This window comes from Collimonas arenae, assembly GCF_000786695.1.
GTDB classification, from domain to species: Bacteria; Pseudomonadota; Gammaproteobacteria; order Burkholderiales; family Burkholderiaceae_D; genus Collimonas; species Collimonas arenae_A.
This window is the reverse complement of the sequence record NZ_CP009962.1, coordinates 3,003,171-3,021,084: the sequence shown is the minus strand read 5'-3', so window position 1 is coordinate 3,021,084 and position 17,914 is coordinate 3,003,171. Positions and strand designations below refer to the sequence as shown.

13 protein-coding genes and 1 tRNA gene are annotated in these 17,914 nt (G+C 58.2%); 7 read left to right on the top strand and 7 right to left on the bottom strand.

Translation table 11 applies throughout. The features are described from left to right. Positions 1–7 precede the first annotated feature (7 nt). The 3 genes from iolE (at position 8) to LT85_RS13290 (ending at position 2,011) form a co-directional block, all read left to right on the top strand. Positions 8–934 carry a myo-inosose-2 dehydratase gene (gene iolE, locus LT85_RS13300; RefSeq protein ID WP_038496141.1) on the top strand — a complete coding sequence of 309 codons (927 nt, stop codon included), beginning with the start codon at positions 8–10 and terminating at the stop codon, positions 932–934. Beyond that, complete coding sequence (gene iolB, locus LT85_RS13295; protein ID WP_038489472.1) at positions 931–1,725, top strand: 5-deoxy-glucuronate isomerase; 795 nt, start codon at positions 931–933, stop codon at positions 1,723–1,725. The genes iolE and iolB overlap by 4 nt, the downstream gene beginning before the upstream one ends. A gap of 201 nt (positions 1,726–1,926) precedes the next feature. Then, positions 1,927–2,011: transfer RNA gene (locus tag LT85_RS13290), tRNA-Leu, on the top strand. Positions 2,012–2,251: 240 nt separating this feature from the next. Here the strand turns inward: LT85_RS13290 and LT85_RS13285 are convergent. Further along, positions 2,252–2,800, bottom strand: coding sequence for a GNAT family N-acetyltransferase (locus LT85_RS13285; protein ID WP_038489470.1), 549 nt, complete (start codon positions 2,798–2,800; stop codon positions 2,252–2,254). Positions 2,801–2,819: 19 nt separating this feature from the next. Then, complete coding sequence (locus tag LT85_RS13280; RefSeq protein WP_052135156.1) at positions 2,820–6,866, bottom strand: Pls/PosA family non-ribosomal peptide synthetase; 4,047 nt, start codon at positions 6,864–6,866, stop codon at positions 2,820–2,822. A 352-nt stretch (positions 6,867–7,218) separates the two neighbouring features. On the opposite strand from LT85_RS13280, the gene LT85_RS13275 reads away from it, so the two are divergent. After that, positions 7,219–10,035 carry an EAL domain-containing protein gene (locus LT85_RS13275; RefSeq protein WP_172656980.1) on the top strand — a complete coding sequence of 939 codons (2,817 nt, stop codon included), beginning with the start codon at positions 7,219–7,221 and terminating at the stop codon, positions 10,033–10,035. Between the two features lie 13 nt (positions 10,036–10,048). On the opposite strand, the gene LT85_RS13270 is transcribed toward LT85_RS13275, so the two are convergent. From LT85_RS13270 to LT85_RS26605, 4 genes are all read right to left on the bottom strand, one after another. Next, positions 10,049–11,269, bottom strand: coding sequence for a winged helix-turn-helix domain-containing protein (locus tag LT85_RS13270; RefSeq protein WP_038489468.1), 1,221 nt, complete (start codon positions 11,267–11,269; stop codon positions 10,049–10,051). A gap of 6 nt (positions 11,270–11,275) precedes the next feature. After that, positions 11,276–12,163, bottom strand: coding sequence for a Dyp-type peroxidase (locus tag LT85_RS13265; protein WP_038489465.1), 888 nt, complete (start codon positions 12,161–12,163; stop codon positions 11,276–11,278). Positions 12,164–12,253: 90 nt separating this feature from the next. Next, positions 12,254–13,552 (bottom strand): type II toxin-antitoxin system HipA family toxin, encoded by a 1,299-nt coding sequence (locus LT85_RS13260; RefSeq protein WP_038489462.1) that lies wholly within the window; start codon positions 13,550–13,552, stop codon positions 12,254–12,256. Beyond that, complete coding sequence (locus LT85_RS26605) at positions 13,552–13,845, bottom strand: helix-turn-helix domain-containing protein (protein WP_156117520.1); 294 nt, start codon at positions 13,843–13,845, stop codon at positions 13,552–13,554. Before LT85_RS26605 ends, LT85_RS13260 begins: the two co-directional genes overlap by 1 nt. Before the next feature lie 327 nt (positions 13,846–14,172). Here LT85_RS26605 and tauA point away from each other — a divergent pair, with 327 nt between their 5' ends. The 3 genes from tauA to tauC are packed head-to-tail and all read left to right on the top strand — an operon-like array spanning position 14,173 to position 16,895. Beyond that, positions 14,173–15,177, top strand: a complete 1,005-nt coding sequence (tauA, locus tag LT85_RS13255) for a taurine ABC transporter substrate-binding protein (protein ID WP_038489459.1) — start codon at positions 14,173–14,175, stop codon at positions 15,175–15,177. A 12-nt stretch (positions 15,178–15,189) separates the two neighbouring features. After that, positions 15,190–15,987, top strand: coding sequence for a taurine ABC transporter ATP-binding protein (locus tag LT85_RS13250; RefSeq protein WP_038489457.1), 798 nt, complete (start codon positions 15,190–15,192; stop codon positions 15,985–15,987). Continuing rightward, on the top strand, positions 15,984–16,895 hold the full coding sequence (gene tauC, locus LT85_RS13245; RefSeq protein WP_038489454.1) for a taurine ABC transporter permease TauC: 912 nt from the start codon (positions 15,984–15,986) through the stop codon (positions 16,893–16,895). Before LT85_RS13250 ends, tauC begins: the two co-directional genes overlap by 4 nt. 231 nt (positions 16,896–17,126) lie before the next feature. Here the strand turns inward: tauC and LT85_RS13240 are convergent, their stop codons facing one another. After that, complete coding sequence (locus LT85_RS13240; RefSeq protein ID WP_038489451.1) at positions 17,127–17,861, bottom strand: SDR family oxidoreductase; 735 nt, start codon at positions 17,859–17,861, stop codon at positions 17,127–17,129. Positions 17,862–17,914 lie beyond the last annotated feature (53 nt).

Here is a 17,914-nt window from a genome sequence, read left to right as displayed (position 1 = left end):
GAACATGATGACAAAACCATTTAATGTAAAAATCGGCATCAACCCGATTTCCTGGATGAACGATGACTTGCCGTCACTGGGGGGCGAGACGCCGCTGGAAACCGCCTTATCGGAAGGTGCGCAGATCGGCTACCGGGGCTTCGAGCTGGGCAATAAATTTCCGAAAGAGCCTGCGGCGTTGGCCGCGGTATTGGGAAAATATAACCTGGACTGCGTCTCTGGCTGGTATTCCGGCCGGCTGGCTACCGGGACGTTGGAAGATGAAATTGCTGCCGTCGGTCCGCATCTGCGGTTGTTGGCTGAAAACGGCGCCAAGGTGATGGTCTACGGCGAAGTGGCCAACGCGATCCAGGGGCGGCCGGATCCGCTATACAAGCGCCCGCGCTTTCTCAACGATCAGGAATGGCGGCAATATGCCGACAAGCTGACTGCGTTTGCACGCTTTACCCTGTCGCATGGCGTGCGCTTGTCTTACCATCATCACATGGGGGCATATGTCGAGACGCCAGCCGATGTCGACCGTCTGATGGCGCTGACCGGCGACGAGGTCGGCTTGCTGTTCGATAGCGGCCACATCACGTTTGCCGGCGGCGATCCGCTGGCGGTGCTGGAAAAACACATCAAGCGCGTATCGCATGTGCATTGCAAGGATGTGCGGCCGGCAGTGGTCAGGATGGCGCGCAACGGCAATTGGAGTTTTTTGCAGGCCGTGATCAACGGCGCCTTTACGGTGCCGGGTGACGGCGCGATCAATTTCGGCGGCTTGCTGCGTTTGCTGTATCAACATGATTATGAAGGCTGGCTGGTGGTGGAAGCCGAGCAAGATCCTGCTGTGGCGCCCAGCTACCAATATGCCGACATGGGTTATCGGCATCTGGCCACCCTGGTGCGCGAGATTGAGGCCAGCGCTGACCTGCATCAGGAGGCAACATGAGATTGCTAGTCAAGGGACAGCCGCAAGGACGGGAAATTGTCAGCGTCACGCCACAATCGGCGAACTGGAATTTTGTTGGCTTTGCCGCCTACAGGCTGGCGGCGGAAGAGCGAATACGTTTTGACAGCGCTGAGCGCGAGGTGTGTATCGTGGTGTTGCGCGGAGTCGTCAGTGTGCAGGCGGGCGACGATGTCTGGAAGGAAATCGGCGAGCGCGACAGCGTGTTTGAAGAAATGTCACCTTATTCAGTTTATGTGCCGCACCATCATGCGGTCACCATCAGCGCGCATAAGGAAGCCGAAATTGCCCTCTGCAGCGCGCCGGGAAATGGCGACCTGAGCGGAAGGCTGATCGAGCCGGGCATGACCAGGCGTTCGATACGCGGGCAGGGTAGCAATACGCGTTATGTCTGCGATATCTTGCCGCAAACCGAACCGGCCGATCACTTGCTGGTGGTGGAGGTGGTGACGCCTGGTGGTCATTCGTCCAGCTATCCGCCACACAAGCACGATACCGATAACCTGCCGCAAGAGAGCTTCCTCGAAGAGACCTATTATCATCGCCTGAATCCGCCGCAAGGCTTTGCTTTCCAGCGCGTGTACACCGATGACCGTTCGCTGGACGAAGCAATGGCGGTGGAGAACCACGATGTCGTCATGGTGCCGCGGGGTTATCATCCAGTCGTGGCACCGCATGGCTATGACAACTACTACCTGAACGTAATGGCAGGTCCTAAGCGGGAGTGGTATTTCAAGAACGATCCGGCGCATGAGTGGATGCTGCAGCGCTGATTTCTTGTTTTATGATGGAATGCGACAGCAGAGCAAGGCTCGCGGCGATTAGATCAAATAATTCGACTCTGACCCCAATTATTCAATTGTTTTATTGCTGAACTCAAATAAAGTTGCAAACTTTGATTGACCAAAGCTATCGTGTTGCCTTATTATTCTGTCTTCGCGATTGCAGCAAGCCTTACTGGGCTTCGCATTACGGCCCACGTGGCGGAATTGGTAGACGCGCATGGTTCAGGTCCATGTGCCGCAAGGTGTGGGGGTTCGAGTCCCTCCGTGGGCACCAGGAAACTGGTGTGAGAAGTGTAGAGAAACCGCATAAACATCATTGTTTATGCGGTTTTTTTGTTTTCCGGAGCCGTTTCGTGCACTGGGTGAGGAAGCTGATACGCTGGAGCGCCGTGGCATGCATGCACCTCCTGCTGGAGCGATTGCTACGAGAACGCGAACAAGCGCAACCCTGAGCGTATTGGCATGACGAATCGGGGTGAGGCGACATAGCCCGGTATGGGGCCGCCCAAATCTATTACGTTGTAGTGGGAAAAACCACCAGCTGGTAGTTTTGCTCCTTGCAGCTGAACGGTTTCAGCGCCGTCATTTTCAAGCCCTGCACATGCGCTGCCAGCGAATGCGGATTGCGATCGTCGATAAATGCTGCGCCGAGATCGTAGTCCGCACAGGTATGCGCCTTCACGGCGGCAAACAGCTTTTGCAAAACCCCTTGGCCGCGCCATTGTTTGCCGATACACACCGGGCCATACACAAACACGCGTTGTTGCAGCAGCGTCTTGCCATCAAACTGCTGATTGGCAAAGGTAGCCAGCATGGCGTCTACCACTGGATGGCGCGGCTGCATTGCAAGCGGCACCATGCAAACAAAGCCCGCCAACTGGTCACCATCCATGGCCACCAGGATTCCCAGCGCCTGATTGATCGCAGCAAATTGCTGCTCATCCATGTCGGAGACCACAAAACCTTGCAGTTTTTCGGCATCGCTCAGTTGTCCCGGCGTATTTTCCAGTTGCAGCTTGACGATCTTGGGGTAATCACTGATAGCGGCTTGGCGTATTTGCATAAGATTACCCTTCAGATTGTCAGGCGCGGGCTGGCGCTGCCGGGCAGCCGCGCCAGTTTGACTCGGCCGGAATCGATTCGCCTTTCATTACCAGGGTCAAGGCGCCCAGTTTAGCGTTATCGCCCACTGTGGCGCCATACAGCACGAAGCTGCGCGGTCCCATGTAGACGCGGCTGCCGATAGTGACGTGGTCGATTTTCATGACCCGGTCTTCGAACAGATGGGTCTGCGGGCAAGCCTGGGCATTCAGTTCGCTGTAGTCGCCGATGCTGACGCAATCGAATTCGGTAATGTCGGTCGTGTTCATGTAGACCCCACGGCCGATACGGCAGCCAAGCAGGTTGAACGCCAACGGCAGCCATGGCGTACCGCGTAGATAATTCATGAAATTCGGTATCGCAATCCCTTCATACAGATTGGTGACGCCTTCCGACAGCCAGACGAATGGCGTCCACATCGGCACGCTGCGTTTTTTGTAGCGTCCCAGCAGCAGCCATTTGAGCCCTGCGATAAAGATAAAGGTGCCGATGCCGTAGGACAGGCCGGCAGTGGTCAGCAAAGAGATGACTTCGCCCCATTGGCCGGCGCCGGCCAGCGGCATCAGGTTCAGCACCACGGTATAGCCGACCGCGATCACGATCGCATGCGGCGAGACGATGCGGAAACCCTCGACCAGGGAGCGTCCCAGACGTCGTCTGCGGGAAGGACGGAATGTCAGGTGTTCCGGGAAACCGCTGGTTTCTTCGCGCGCCGGTAAGTTGATAGGCGGCGAACCGAGCCAGGTATCGCCCGGCTGCATCTTGCCGTTGTCCGGTACCCGCGAGTGGACGCCGATCAGAACGTTTTCCGGCAAGATGGTGCCATCGGGTACGTAAGCGCCGTTGCCGACAAAACTGCGGCGTGAAATCACGGTGGGTTTCATGGTGATCCAGCCGCCGTCGATCTGTTCGTCGCCCAGCAGGACGGCATCGGCGATAAATGTGTCGTCGCCAAGGGTCAGCATGTCCGGCACCACGCCGAGCGCGGTCGAGATCTCGGCGTGACGGCCGATTTTTGCGCCCAGCAGACGATACCAGAGCGGCGCGTACACTGTTGCATAGACGCCGTGCAACACACTCAGGCTCGATTCCTGGATCTGGTTGACCAGCCATTTGCTGCAGTACACATTGCTGCGTACCGGCCAGCTGCCGGCTCGCATGCGCGGCAGCAGGCTCCAGCGGATGCCGGCCGAGAGCAGGGCGGTGCAGACAATCAGGATAGCGGTCGCCGGAAACGCCAGCACAAAATATTTGGTCAACTGGAATGCCACCGTATTACTTTGCAGCCAAGGGTATTTATCGGTGTCGTCCAGCCAGTCGATCAGGATGAAGCTGGGGAAGACCGGCATGAAGAACAAGGTGGTGATCAACAGCGCGCCGAACAGGAAAAACGCCGATTCGCTCATTTGGCGACGCCGCGAAACCGGCGGCCGTGCTGGTTTAGTCACCGGATCAAAAGCACCGATGTCACGCGCCGGCGAACCGGTCCAGATGCGGTTGGCTGGGACTGCCTGGCCTTCGCTCAGGGCAGTCTGGCCTTCCAGATGGCCGAAGGCGCCGACCCGCGTATTGCCTTCCAATACCACGTAGGAGCCGACACAGCTTTCGCGTTCCAGCACGATGGTGCCGAGCAGCAGCTCGCCATGTTCGACCCGGGCGTTTTCGAAGTTGACGGCATTGCCGACACTGACGCCGTCTTCGATCACCAGCAAGTCGTGGGCTCGCAAGGTCATGGAGCCGATGATGACTTCCGCGCCGATCTTCGCGCCCAGAGCTCTCAGCCACCAGCTATATATTGACGAGCCGCTCAGCAGATAGGCCGGCGCTGCTTCAATCAGCCGGTCCGTCAGCCACCAGCGGTAGTAGGTCAGGCCCCAGAGCGGATAGCGGCCGGGTTTCAGGCGTCCTGCGATCAGCCATTTGGCGGCGATCGCGATACCGAATTCGAATAAGGTCGCCAGCAGGAAGACGCCGACCGAGACCACAATTGCAAGTGCGATGGAATCGCCCGGGTCGCCGGTGAAGAAGTGATAGGTAAAGAACGGCGCCAGCCATTGCATCATGCGCATCGCCACCAGCCATGGCACGGCAGCGGCCTGCGCCGCGCCACATATCCAGCGTTTCCAGTCCGACGGCGCGCTCCAGCTGGTATCGACGCCGATGCTGGCGGCCGGCGGCTCCGCCAGCACCTGGGCGATACGGCCAATGGTGCGGTTCATGTAGATGTCGCGCACCGTCACATGGGCGAAAGCCGGATCGGCGCGCAAGGCGGAGGCGAGTTTGGCTGCGAACAACGAATGGCCGCCGAGGTCGTTAAAGAAATCGGCGCTGCGTTGGATCGGCTGGCCCGGGAATAATTTGTTCAATGCCGCGAACAACGCTACTTCAGCAGGCGTTTCTGCATTATCCGAACCGACGCCTGCGCTTCCTGCAAGCGGTGCCGCCAAAGGCCGTGCTTTAAGTGCCTTGCGGTCGATCTTGCCAGATGTCAGGCGCGGCATTTCCGTCATGGGTTCAAAGAAGCCGGGGACCATGTAGGGCGGCAAGCGTTCGCCGAGGGCAGTGCGCAAGGCCGCTGGCGCTACTTCAGCGCCGCTTTCCGGCACGATGAATGCGATCAGCTGGTCGATGCCGTCTTCCTGGCGCAGCACCACAGCTACGGTGCCGACGCCGGGCTGGCGTGCCAGGACTTCCTCGATTTCGCCCAGTTCGACCCGGAAGCCGCGAATCTTTACCTGGTCGTCAGTGCGGCCCAGGCACTGGACCCGGCCATCGGTTTCGATCCGCGCCAGGTCGCCGGTGCGGTACAAACGGCGATCATGGGCGCCGCTTGACCACGGGTTGGGCAGGAATTTTTCTGCAGTCAGCTCGGGGCGCCCCAGATAGCCTTCAGCGACGCCGGGGCCGGTGATGCACAATTCGCCGACTTCACCGCGCGGCAGCAGGATCAAGCCTTTTTCTACGGCAGGATTGATGACCAGCAGGCCGTAATTGGGCAAGGGCCGGCCAATCGTCACCGGTTCGTTGGCGCGTAGTTCTGCCAGGCTGGCCGATACGGTGGCTTCGGTCGGGCCGTAGGTGTTGAAGATATGCCGGCCCGCTTCAGGTTTGGCCCACCGGCTGACCAGCGATTCCGGGCACATTTCACCGCCCAGATTAATAATGCGCAAGCTCGGTACATCCTGATTGAACAGGGCCAGTAAGGTCGGCACTGCATGCAATACGGTGACGCCGTTGGCGCTCAGCGCCAGTGGCAGGGCTTCAGGGTCTGACGCCACTTCCTTCGGTGCGATCCAGAGCGTCGCACCCACCAGATAGCTGATCCAGATTTCTTCGAACGACATGTCGAAGGCAACCGAAAACCCCTGGTAGACACGATCGCGGTCGCTGACGCCGAGCACTGAATTCTCACTGCGCAAGAAATGGCAGATGGCGCCTTGGGTAATGGCGATGCCTTTCGGCTTGCCGGTGGAGCCCGAGGTATAGATCACATAAGCCGGATCGCTGCGCTGTACATTTTGACGGCGCAATAACGGCGCGGCGGATGGCGTCAGCAGCAGCTCGGCGGTCCATACGCTGCAACTGAGATTTTCCAGGCGCGGTGCAAACTGTTCGCAACTGACGATTCCCGGCGAATTGGCGTCTTCCAGGCAGACGGCGATACGCTCGACCGGCGTATCGGCATCCAGCGGCAGCCAGGCGGCGCCGGCTTTGGCGATGCCGGCTTGCATGACCAGCAGATCGATGCCGCGCGGTAACCACAGTCCGACGATCTGGCCGGGGAGGACGCCGGCGCCGATCAGAGCGGAAGCCACAAGGTTCGCGCGTTGGTCGAGTTCTTGATAGGTCAGCTTGCGTTCGCCGAATATAAGGGCGGTCTGCTGCGGCAGGCGTGCGGCAGTTGCCTCCAGCAGATCGGCCAGTACTTCATCGCGTATCAGTTCGGCTTGCGCAGCCCCATGCAAGATGTCGGGGTGGGTAGAAAAACTGTTGGCGGCCACACTATCGACGAGTAAAGACTGGGTCATGGGGAAATCAGGGGAAAGATGGCAAACCGCTGATGGTAGCACGGAGCATATAGGTAACGTTCAGACAATTTTGCGCTAGCCGGCAGGTTTTTTCCAGCCACGGTTTGTACCTGTTTTGTAGCCGTTTTTGGCGGCCGGTACATAAGGACACTGCAGGACACCTCAGGACACCCGGCTCATGTTTGACGCATTTCACGATAGCGCAGGATGAACTTGCTAAAAGGAAACTATTGGTCGTATGATGAGGTATTCGTACCAAGGTTTCAAGTAGTTTCTTTTTTTGCACTACCTCCAATTCCGCTAAAGCTTTCTGACGGTGTAACTGTTACAGCGAGGTCTTGTGATGCAGCGATTGAAGAAATTTTTGACGTTGGATGGCGGCTTGCGCTGGATTAAGGTGATTTTGCCTTTTCTGGCCATCGTCGCCCTGATGGTGGGATTACTGGCGTTCAGCATGAATATCCTGTCTTCCGTGCGGGCTTTTGTCGGCGGCGAGAGCCTCTGGTCGAAGGCGCAGAAGGAAGCGGTATTCCATCTGAATCAATATGCCGTCACGCAGAGCGACGCCGATTACCAGAAAGTCCTGAAGGCGCTTGCGGTGCCGATGGGCGATCAGCGTGCCCGCGATGAACTGGATAAGCCAAATCCGGACATGGAGGTGGTGCGTCAGGGTTTCCTGGCGGGTGGTAATCATCCCGACGATATCGACGGCATCATCAGCCTGTACCGCAATTTCAAGAATTTCAGCCTGCTCGCCGAACCGGTGGCGAATTGGAAGATTGGCGACGGCTTGATCCAGCAGTTGAGCCTTGAGGCCAGCCGCTTGCACACGGCGATTGCCGCCGGTAATCCTGATCCGGTGGCGATGATCGCCAGTATTGCCCGGATCCGCGAGATAGATGCCCGTTTGACGCCGTTGGAATTGCGCTTTTCCGCCAGCTTGGGTGAGTCTTCGCGCAGCGTCCAGCGTTTGCTGTTGTTTGCAACGCTGGCGATTGCTATTGCGTTGATGATTTTTGGCAGCTGGATTTCCCGTTTCATCTTGATCAAGAGCGATCAGTTTAAGGAGGCGTTGAAGATTAGCGAGGAACGATTGCAGTTGGCCATGCTGGGTAGCAACGACGGTTTGTGGGACTGGGATATCCAGGCCGACAATATTTACTATTCGCCGCGCCTGAAGGAATTGCTGGGCTACACCCTGGAAGACGACGAGCCGACGCCGTTGCAATTCCTTAACTGTATCTACCCCTCGGACCTGGACGCGGTGCGCGCCAAGCTGACTTCGCATTTGCACGATAACTCACCGTGCGACATTGAATTCCGTGTGGTCACCAAATCGGGAGAGTTGCGGTGGGTACGCTCTTGCGCGCAGTCCACCAGCAATTCAGCCGGCAAGCCGGTGCGCATGGCCGGTTCATTTACCGACATTACCGCTCGCAAGCGGTCCGAAGAGCAGTTATATGCAGCCAAGGAACGCGCCCAGGTGACGCTGGAGTCGATTGGCGAAGCCGTGATCACGCTGAGCACCGACGGCCTGGTCGAATATCTGAACCCCACTGCGGAAATACTCACCCGGTGGACGTTGGCGTCGGCGCGCGGCCTGCCGCTGGAAAAAATCCTGAATGTGGTGGGGGAAGCATCCGGTAACAGGGTGCCGGACTTGATTCACCAGATTCTCGATAACAGCATGCCGGTTGATAACGCTTCCAATCTGTTACTGGTCTGCGACGACGGCAGCGAGGTTGCTGTCAATCTGTCGGCCGAGCCTATCCGCAACCTGAGCGGCGAGACCATCGGCACCGTGCTGGTACTGCATGACGTCAGCAAGGACAGGGAATATGCGGCGCAACTTTCCTACCAAGCTAGCCACGATGAACTTACAGGCCTGATCAACCGGCGCGAGTTCGAGCGGCGCTTGACCGTGGCGATGATTACCTCGCGCGACCAGCAGCGCCAGCACGCGGTGCTGTATCTGGATCTCGATCAGTTCAAGGTGGTCAACGACACGTGCGGCCATGCCGCCGGCGACGAGCTCATCCGACAGGTAAGCGTGTTGCTGAAGCAGCGTTTGCGCGATACCGACACCATCGCTCGCCTGGGCGGCGACGAATTCGGCGTGCTGCTGGAAAATTGCCCGGTTGAGCATTCGCTACGAATTGCTGAGGGATTGCGGCAAACGGTCGCCGATTTTCAGTTTGTCTGGTCTAACAAACCGTTCTCTATCGGCGTCAGCATCGGCTTGATCAACATGGCCGGGGAAATGCATACTCTGGGCCAGATCATGAGTGCGGTCGATGCTGCCTGTTACCTGGCCAAGGAAAAGGGCCGCAACCGGGTGCATGAGTACCGCCTGGACGACAGCGAGCTGTCGATACGGCATGGAGAGATGGAATGGATCACCCGTATCAACGAAGCCCTCACTCATGAACGATTCTGCCTGTTCTCGCAAGAAATCGTGGCCTTGGGCCAAAAAACCAGCCACGGTGTGCATTTTGAGATCTTGCTGCGGATGCTGGACAAGGATGACAACCTGGTGTTGCCGATGGTCTTCATTCCTGCCGCAGAACGTTATAACCTGATGCCAGCCATCGACCGCTGGGTAGTCGCCACCGTGTTCGCCACCCTCGCCAAGATGAAAAAACAAGGGCGGGGGCTGGATATACAAACTTGCGCCATCAATCTTTCAGGCACCAGCATAGGCGACAATAACTTCCTGCATTTCGTGCAGGAGCAGCAAGTGAAATTTGGCATCACACCTGAAATCATCTGCTTTGAAATTACCGAAACTAGCGCCATTGCCAATTTTGCCAAGGCCGCGCACTTTATCCAGGAACTGAGAAGCATGGGTTATCGCTTTGCACTGGATGACTTTGGCGCCGGCATGTCGTCGTTTGCCTACCTGAAAAACCTGCCTGTCGACTTCATCAAGATCGACGGCGGTTTCGTAAAAGACATGCTGAACAGTCCGACCGACTATGCGATGGTGGAGGCGATCAACAAGATCGGCCATCTGATGGGCAAGCAAACGATTGCCGAATTTGCCGTCAATGAGCGGATTATCGGTACGCTGACCGAAATCGGCGTCGATTTTGCCCAAGGTTACGGCATCGGCCGGCCCGAGGCCTTTGGCCTCGGTGCCGATAAGAGTCTGCTCAACACCGGTTGGTAGCAGAGAGTGAGATTCAGGCCAGAGCCGCTTTCAGCATGTTGCGAAACGTACGTGGCGTGCATTTGTTGATGACTACCTGCGGGGTGCCATGCCAATCGGCGAAACGTTGCAGAGTTGCGGCCAGTTCGGTGGCGAGCCTTTGGGTCTGGCGCGTATCGGCTTCCAGGTACAGCGCCTTGACCTCGAAGATGCCTTCGCTGCGATGGGCTTTGGCATCAAGCCGCCCGGCTAGCGCGCCGCGATGCAGGATCGGCAGCGTGAAATAACCGTAGCTGCGCTTGGCCGCGGGTGTATAGCACTCCAGCCGGTAATCGAAATTAAACAGTTCCAGCGCGCGCTTGCGGTCCCATACCAGCGGATCGAAAGGCGAGAGCAGGCTGGTGGTGGTTGGCTTCAGCTGGCCCGCAGCGGCGGCCAGGGCTAATTCCCGATGCGCCGGATGTATATAAACCGGCTGCTGCCAGCCTTCCACGCTAGCCCGAAGCAAGCTGCCATCTGCCACCAGGGTTTCCGGATCCGGGTTAGGACGGCTCTTGGCGGTGCGGAAATAATCCCCCATCCAGTTGGCTTTGGCCAAGCCCAGTGCTTGCACGGCCTTGAGCAGCAGAGTGCGCTGGGTATCGTCGTTGGAGGGCATGCGGGCATCGTCCCAGTCCGGCAAGATACGTTCGGCCAGGTCGTAAATCCGATGAAAGTTGTGGCGCTTGGCGATCATCAGCCTGCCGGCGGTGAACAAGACTTCGAGCGAACGCTTCTCCGGTTTCCATTCCCACCAGCCGCCGCCTTTGCCGTCGGTGCGCTTGAAATCCGCCGAGCGCACCGGCCCGTTGTCGCGGATGTGTTCCAGCAGCTTCTCAATAGTGGCGCGATGTTCATGCATCCATTTGGCCGAATACTTCCAGCCCATGGAGCCGGGATCGATCATGCGGTGCCGGAACAGGCCGTAATCCTCTATCGGCAGGAAACTGGCTTCATGCGCCCAGTATTCGAACAATTGACGTTCTTCCAGCAACTCTTCCAGCCAGCTCTGCGGATAACTGCCGAGCCGGCTCCACAGCACTAGGTAAGGACTGCGCGCCACCACATGGATAGTGTCGATTTGCAAGACGCCCATCTGGCGAATGGTAGCCAGAACGTCCTGTTTGACGGCTTTCCTGCGCGGAGGATTCAGCAAGCCTTGCGCCGCCAGTTGCAGGGCGCGCGCCGCCGGTAACGAGAGCTGGATGGCGTCCATGTCGCTTTAGATAGCGATGCTACGTAAGTCGAGGCGGTCACCTTGGCGTGGCGGGCACCAGTAATAGCCGCCGGTGACCGGCCGCGAAAAACTGAACAGCGCATCGACGATGTCGTCCTCATGGCCTAGCATGCGGCGCAGGACGTTTTCAAAGCGGTCACTGGACTCGCCGAAAGCGATGAATTCAGTGCCTTGCTTGATACCGTTATCCCAAGGCATGGAGTGCCGCACCATGTAAGCCTCGGGCGTAAAGCTTTCTTGCGCGGTACGCTTGACGTGCGCCGATTCAGGGGCGTCCTCGATTTCCTCGTTGTCGCTGATCTGGCGACCGATCGTGGCGTCGCGCTGCGCCGCAGGGAAAGTGCGGAAGCGCTGCAAATCGTGAATCCAGCGTTGTACCGCAACATAGCTTGAACCTTGGCGGCCCACGCCTTCCGCCACCAATGCCGCAGCTACCGCGGCGCTATCCTGTGGATTTTCAGTGCCGTCTTCATAGCCGGTCAGGTCGCGGTTGTCGCGATAGCGGAACGTGTCCAGCGCATCGTCCAGCACCAGCGCATCAGCCAGTAAGGCCGTCAGTTGCGCGGTGCGCTCGAACAGTGTGCTGCGCTCATCGCCGCGCAACAAAATCCACAAAGCTTGCTGGCTCGACGGCGCATTGCAACCGTTGCCTTCCAGCGCCGGGAACACGCGCAGGCCGGAGACATGTTGGTCTAACGCCTCGATCAAAGGCAGTCCCAGGCCGACAATGCCCCAGTCCGCCTCGAATGCATCGCGCAGCCGCGCCAGCGCCATGCGCGGATCGGCGCCTGTAAGGCGAAATGTGAGCGAACGGCCGAGAGGCGGAAGTGGCTGAAGAATTCCTGGTTGGGCTAGAGCTGCAGTTACTGGCATTGCTTGTCCTTGAACGAGGGAGGAAGAAAGAGGGTTGATATTAGCGGATTTTGGCAGTTGGTTAGCAGCTGCCTCCAAAAGAATAGCGGACTAGCCCGTAGCGAGCCTGGCCTGCCGCTTGCGCAAACCGGCGATGATGTCGCGCCCCAAGAAGTAGTCGGTCAGCCGGTTTTTTTGATGCGGCAACAATTGGCTGGCGGCGATCAGGTCGGGCCAGGTTTGCATGGCTTTTTTGCAGACATCGGAAATCACCTGGCGCAGCGGCGGCTCCAGCATGCCGCTGCGATTGGCGAACGAACGCAGGGTTTGCGGCGACAAAAAGGAGCGCCTGGCCTGGCCTTCCGCAAACTTGAGCGCATGGCCGCTGCCGTTCAGATAGACGCTGTACGCCACTACATCGTAGGCCGGAGAGAATTCGATCTGGCCGTCCGCCAGATAGCGGATACCAAAATTTTTCAGGTGGGCATCATAGTTGCCGATCAGCTCATTGACCGTAATGCGGCGTAGCAATTCATGGCATGCCGCTTCCCCCAGGCCAGGTACCGCCTGCATGACCAGCGCCATGTCGGCATAGGTTGCACCGGTATATTTTTTATCCGGATCGACGCCGAGAATCTGGCAAAAATCCTCTACATGCAAGCGTCCCGGCTGGTCGCGGTCGAAGCGCTGGACGGCAAGAAATTGCTGGCTTTCTTCTGCCGCATAGGGGTGTTCTGCCATGATCGCCGCCAATGGCTGCAGGCTGGCTTCGCACACGGTCACGCCAGCGGCTTGCGCCAGCTGCAGCGACAAATGTTCGACTTCGGGCAGGTGATCGTATTGCGTGGTCGGCAGTTTGCCGATGATGTGGGCATCTTTATGACGGGTCCGGCTGACATAGCGGCCGCCCTCGCGGATCAGGGCCAGCTTTGGCTGCATGCCGGAAATCGAGACGCCATCGACCAGCGGCGCTGCGATGACGCTTTCTTCGATTGCTTCCTTGTCTTGTGTCACCAACTGCGTCATGGTGGCGCGGGTTAGTTTGGTCGGGATGGTGCGCACTGCGCCTGGCAGGTCGCGGCCGCAAGCCGCCAGCAGTTCAAAGTGATTGTCTTCCGCACAATGCCGCTCCAGTGCGATTTGCTTGCGCAAGACGCCTTCCGGTAGCAGATTCTGGAAAAATGCAGGTAAGCGCATTTGTCCCGGCGAGTTGAATATGGCCGCCAGCGGATTAAGCAGCAGCGCCATATCCTGTTGCGGCGTGGCTGCGCGCATCGACAGTGACAACGTGGGACGTTGCGGGTCTTGGGCGTAAGCCGGATCAACCTGGAAACGCACCATGTCGCCATATTGGAAAAGGACGCCAACCTGACGTTCAGCGATAAAAATATCCAGGGCGCTCAGGTTCATTACTTGCTCCCTTGTCGCGCCAGTGCGGCTGCGACCAGGCTTTGGATCTCGTCTTCAACCGGCGGTTTGGCGGCAATCGATGCAGCCATGTTTTTTGGCAGCAGCATCACCTCCAGCCCCAACTGATCGGCAATGGTCATCAAGGTACTGAGGCGGGGATCGCTTCTCCCCGAAAGAACGCCGCGAATAGTGACGGCCGTCAGGCCGCTTTCACGGGTCATGCTAACCACAGACAGCGCTAGCCTGTCTTTAGCCTGCCGCAGAATGGAGGAGAGCTCGCCGAGGGTTTTCATAAGGGTTTGTAAACTATCTTTTAATTGATTATAGATAGTATAGTATCTTTTTATGAAAAGGATAGTTTTGTATCTTTTTTATAATAAAAGATAGTTATATATCTTTTTATTGGGCGTATTCTGTAAGCATACTCGTATAGGGACTGCGCTGCTAAAACGCCTTGCCACAAACCGCGTGGCAAAAACCGCGTGGCAAAAACCGACTAAGCATGTCCGAAAACCTTCGTTTTGCAAAACGGCCGAATCGTTTAACTTGGGCAACAGAGCCTCAATAGCTTTAACAGCTTTGTAAAGGCCATTTTAATCATTCAATCACCGAGGGATCATATGACTGCCAATATTCTGAAACGCTTGCCAGTTCTGGCGGTTGCTACCGTCGTTGCCGTCTTAACCGGCCAAGCCTGGGCGGAGCCCCAGGAAGTGAATATCGCCTATCAAACAGTGGTTGAACCGGCTAAAGTCGCACAAGCCGATGGTGTCTATGAGAAGGCCAGCGGCTGGAAAATCAACTGGAAGAAATTCGATAGCGGCGCTGACGTGATCACCGCCGTAGCATCCGGCGATATCCAGGTCGGCTATGTCGGCAGCAGTCCGTTGGCGGCCGCAGCGACGCGTGAATTGCCGATTGAAACCATCCTGGTTGCGGCCCAGATCGGCCAGGCCGAAGCATTGGTGGTGCGCAATGGCAGCGGCATCGCCACCGCGCAGGACCTGATCGGTAAAAAGATTGCGGTGCCATTCGTGTCGACTACGCACTACAGTCTGCTGGCGGCGCTCAAACACTGGGGCATTCCGGCTTCCAAGGTGCAAATCCTGAACCTGCGGCCACAGGAAATCGCCGCCGCATGGCAGCGTGGCGATATCGACGCCGCCTATGTATGGGACCCGGCGCTCGGCAAGGTCAAGGAGAGCGGCAAAGTTCTGACAAATTCGGCCGAAGTCGCAAAATGGGGCGCGCCGACCTTCGATGCATGGATCGTTCGCAAGGACTTTGCACAGCAGCATCCTGATTTCGTGACTGCATTCGTCAAAGTGACCGGTAAAGCCTATGCCGACTATCGCGCCCATGGTGCAGAGTGGAAAGCCGGCTCTCCGCAATTTGAAAAAATATCACGCCTGACCGCCGCCAAGCAGAGCGATATCGCCGAACTGCTGGCTGGCAGCGGTTTTCCGACGCTAACCGAGCAGCAACAACTGCTCAGCGGTCCCACAGTCAAGGCGCTGGCCGCCACTTCCAGCTTTCTGCAAGAGCAGAAAAAAGTCGAACGTGTGCTGCCGGACTACCAGCCCTATGTGAACCCGGCGTTCGCCAAACAGGCTGCGTTGCAATAATAAGGAAGCGACATGATCCGTTTGCAATCGGTCAGCGTAACTTATCCGACAACCGCGCGGCCGGTGGAAGTGCTGCGTGATTTATCGCTTGATTTGCATGATGGCCGCTTCACTGTGGTGATCGGCGAATCCGGTTGCGGTAAAACCACGTTGCTTAATTTGATAGCAGGCTTTCTCAAGCCGACCTCCGGCAGCGCCAGCATCGACAACCGGCCGATTGCCGGTCCAGGCGCCGAGCGCGGCGTGGTATTCCAGAGCGATACTTTGCTGCCCTGGCAAACGGTACAGGAAAACGTTGCCTTCGGATTGCGCCTGGCCGGGCAGTCGCCGCAACAGCGCCAGGCCAGAGCACGTGAGTACCTGGCGCTAACCGGGCTGCAAGATTATGCCGATGCCGCCATCTGGGAGCTTTCCGGCGGTATGCGCCAGCGCGTCAGCCTGGCGCGCGCGTTGGCGGTTGATCCGCGTTTCCTGTTGCTGGATGAGCCGCTGGGCGCATTAGACGCATTGACCCGCGAGCAGATGCAAGAGCACCTGCTGCAGGTCTGGAAAGCCAGCGGCAAAGGTATTTTCATGATTACCCATAGCGTCGAAGAAGCCTTGTTTCTGGCGACTGATCTGGTCTTGCTGCGGGCGCGTCCGGGGCGGGTGGGGAGTGTGCGTAGCTTGGAATTCGGCGCGCGCTTTGTCGCTGGCGAATCGGCGCGCAGCATCAAGTCCGATCCGGAGTTTGTCGGCTTGCGCGAAGAAATCCTGAATCAGCTTCTGCATCCACAAGCCGACGTTGTAGTCGAAGGAGCATTGTCATGAGCGAGTTATCCGTTACCCTGGCCCCTCTGGAGTTGCCGCATGATCCGGTAGCGCAACTGCTGGCGCCGTATCCGGCCGCCTGGCAAGCCCGCAGCGGAAATGGCAAGCTTGACCCTGTCGTCAGCAAGCCCAAGGCAGGGTTTGTCCTGTCGGATCGCGGCATCACGCTGTTGACCGTGTTGGGTTTGCTGGGCTTGTGGTGGCTGGTCAGCGAGCTGGCGCTGGTGCCGCCGCTATTCTTGCCGTCGCCGTTGGGGGTATTGCAGAAATTCGAGGCGGTGGCGCTCGACGGATTTGTCGACGCCACCTTATGGCAGCACGCCGCGACCAGCGTCGCCCGGGTCTTTGCGGCGCTGTTGCTGGCGATTCTGAGTGCGGTACCGGTCGGTATCCTGATTGGATTGAGCCGTCGTGCGCGGGCGGTATGCGATCCGCTGATCGAGTTTTACCGGCCGATTCCGCCGCTGGCATACCTGCCGCTGATCGTGATCTGGTTTGGCATCGGCGAGCTGTCCAAAGTATTGTTGATCTACCTGGCGATCTTTGCGCCGCTGGCGATAGCGACTTTGCACGGTGTGCGCCGCGTCGATAAAAACCGCCTGCGGGCGGCGCAGACCCTGGGCGCCACACGCTGGCAACTGATTCGTTTCGTGATCTTGCCATCAGCCGTGCCCGATGTCTTGACCGGGATCCGGATCGGCCTGGGCGTCGGCTGGTCAACCCTGGTGGCGGCAGAGTTGATCGCCGCGACCCGCGGCCTGGGATTCATGATCCAGTCTGCGGCGCAATTCCTGGTGACCGATGTGGTCATCATGGGCATCCTGGTGATTGCCTTGATTGCATCGCTATTCGAGTATGGGCTGCGCTGGCTGCAGCGCAAATATGTGCCGTGGGAAGGGCGCGCGTAGACCGCAATGGCGCAAGGCAATCGGGCCTGCGGTTTTCCCTTAGAGGCTGTTGCAAACACAGATGGCTAGGCGCTCCGACGAAGACAGTAGAAGACAGTACGAGTAGTACGGTCAGGAGGGTGTAGCAGGGATTTCAGGCGACACTGTCGTTTGCCTGCGGAACGCCCCGGGCTTGCAAGCCCGGACGCGCCCTGCAAGGGCAACAACGCTAGGTGTGTTTGCAACGGCCTCTTAGTTCGGGCTGGCGGTCGGACGGACCAGAATCTCGCTGATATCCACGTCCTCAGGCTGTTCGATGGCAAACAACACTGTGCGTGCGACAGCCTCGGCGGAAATCGCTACCTTGCGGAAAATTTCCATCCTTAGCTTGGCATCGGGATCGCTAATGCTGTCCGCCAGCTCCGATTCTGTCACGCCGGGTGAAATGATGGTCACACGGATATTGTCGACTTCCTGGCGCAAGCCTTCCGAGATCGCCCGCACCGCAAATTTGGTCGCGCAATACACCGCAGCGCTGGGCGATACGCGATGACCGCCGGTCGACGCCAGGTTGATAATCTGGCCATTGCCTTGGGCCTGCATCACCGGCAGGCAGGCGGCAATTCCGTATAGCACGCCCTTGATGTTGACATCCACCATGCGGTCCCATTCATCGACTTTGAGCTGGTCTAGCATCGACAGCGGCATGACGCCGGCATTATTGACAATCACGTCAACCTGGCCGAAACGGCTTTTGGCCAGCGCCACGATATCCTCCAGCTGGCTGCGTCGGGTGACATCCAAGGCCTGGTAAATCGCCGTGCCGCCGGTAGCACGGATTGACGCCGCCAATGTTTCCAGGCGGTCGGTGCGGCGCGCACCCAGCACCACGCGGGCGCCGTTTGCCGCCAGCACGCGGGCTGTGGCCTCGCCGATACCGCTGCTGGCGCCGGTGATGATGACAACTTTATCTTTGATTCCAGACATGACAACTCCTTGAATGAGATCCCGGGCAAGAGGCGCCAGGCATGTTTGCCACT

Excerpts from the sequence above, each read along its gene's own strand:
- LT85_RS13240 (WP_038489451.1), bottom strand. The coding sequence starts at position 17,861 with ATGTCTGGAATCAAAGATAAAGTTGTCATCATCACCGGCGCCAGCAGC.
- LT85_RS26605 (WP_156117520.1), bottom strand. The coding sequence starts at position 13,845 with ATGAAAACCCTCGGCGAGCTCTCCTCCATTCTGCGGCAGGCTAAAGAC.
- tauC (WP_038489454.1), top strand. The coding sequence starts at position 15,984 with ATGAGCGAGTTATCCGTTACCCTGGCCCCTCTGGAGTTGCCGCATGAT.
- LT85_RS13250 (WP_038489457.1), top strand. The coding sequence starts at position 15,190 with ATGATCCGTTTGCAATCGGTCAGCGTAACTTATCCGACAACCGCGCGG.
- tauA (WP_038489459.1), top strand. The coding sequence starts at position 14,173 with ATGACTGCCAATATTCTGAAACGCTTGCCAGTTCTGGCGGTTGCTACC.
- LT85_RS13270 (WP_038489468.1), bottom strand. The coding sequence starts at position 11,269 with ATGGACGCCATCCAGCTCTCGTTACCGGCGGCGCGCGCCCTGCAACTG.
- LT85_RS13265 (WP_038489465.1), bottom strand. The coding sequence starts at position 12,163 with ATGCCAGTAACTGCAGCTCTAGCCCAACCAGGAATTCTTCAGCCACTT.
- iolB (WP_038489472.1), top strand. The coding sequence starts at position 931 with ATGAGATTGCTAGTCAAGGGACAGCCGCAAGGACGGGAAATTGTCAGC.
- iolE (WP_038496141.1), top strand. The coding sequence starts at position 8 with ATGACAAAACCATTTAATGTAAAAATCGGCATCAACCCGATTTCCTGG.
- LT85_RS13285 (WP_038489470.1), bottom strand. The coding sequence starts at position 2,800 with ATGCAAATACGCCAAGCCGCTATCAGTGATTACCCCAAGATCGTCAAG.
- LT85_RS13280 (WP_052135156.1), bottom strand. The coding sequence starts at position 6,866 with ATGACCCAGTCTTTACTCGTCGATAGTGTGGCCGCCAACAGTTTTTCT.
- LT85_RS13260 (WP_038489462.1), bottom strand. The coding sequence starts at position 13,552 with ATGAACCTGAGCGCCCTGGATATTTTTATCGCTGAACGTCAGGTTGGC.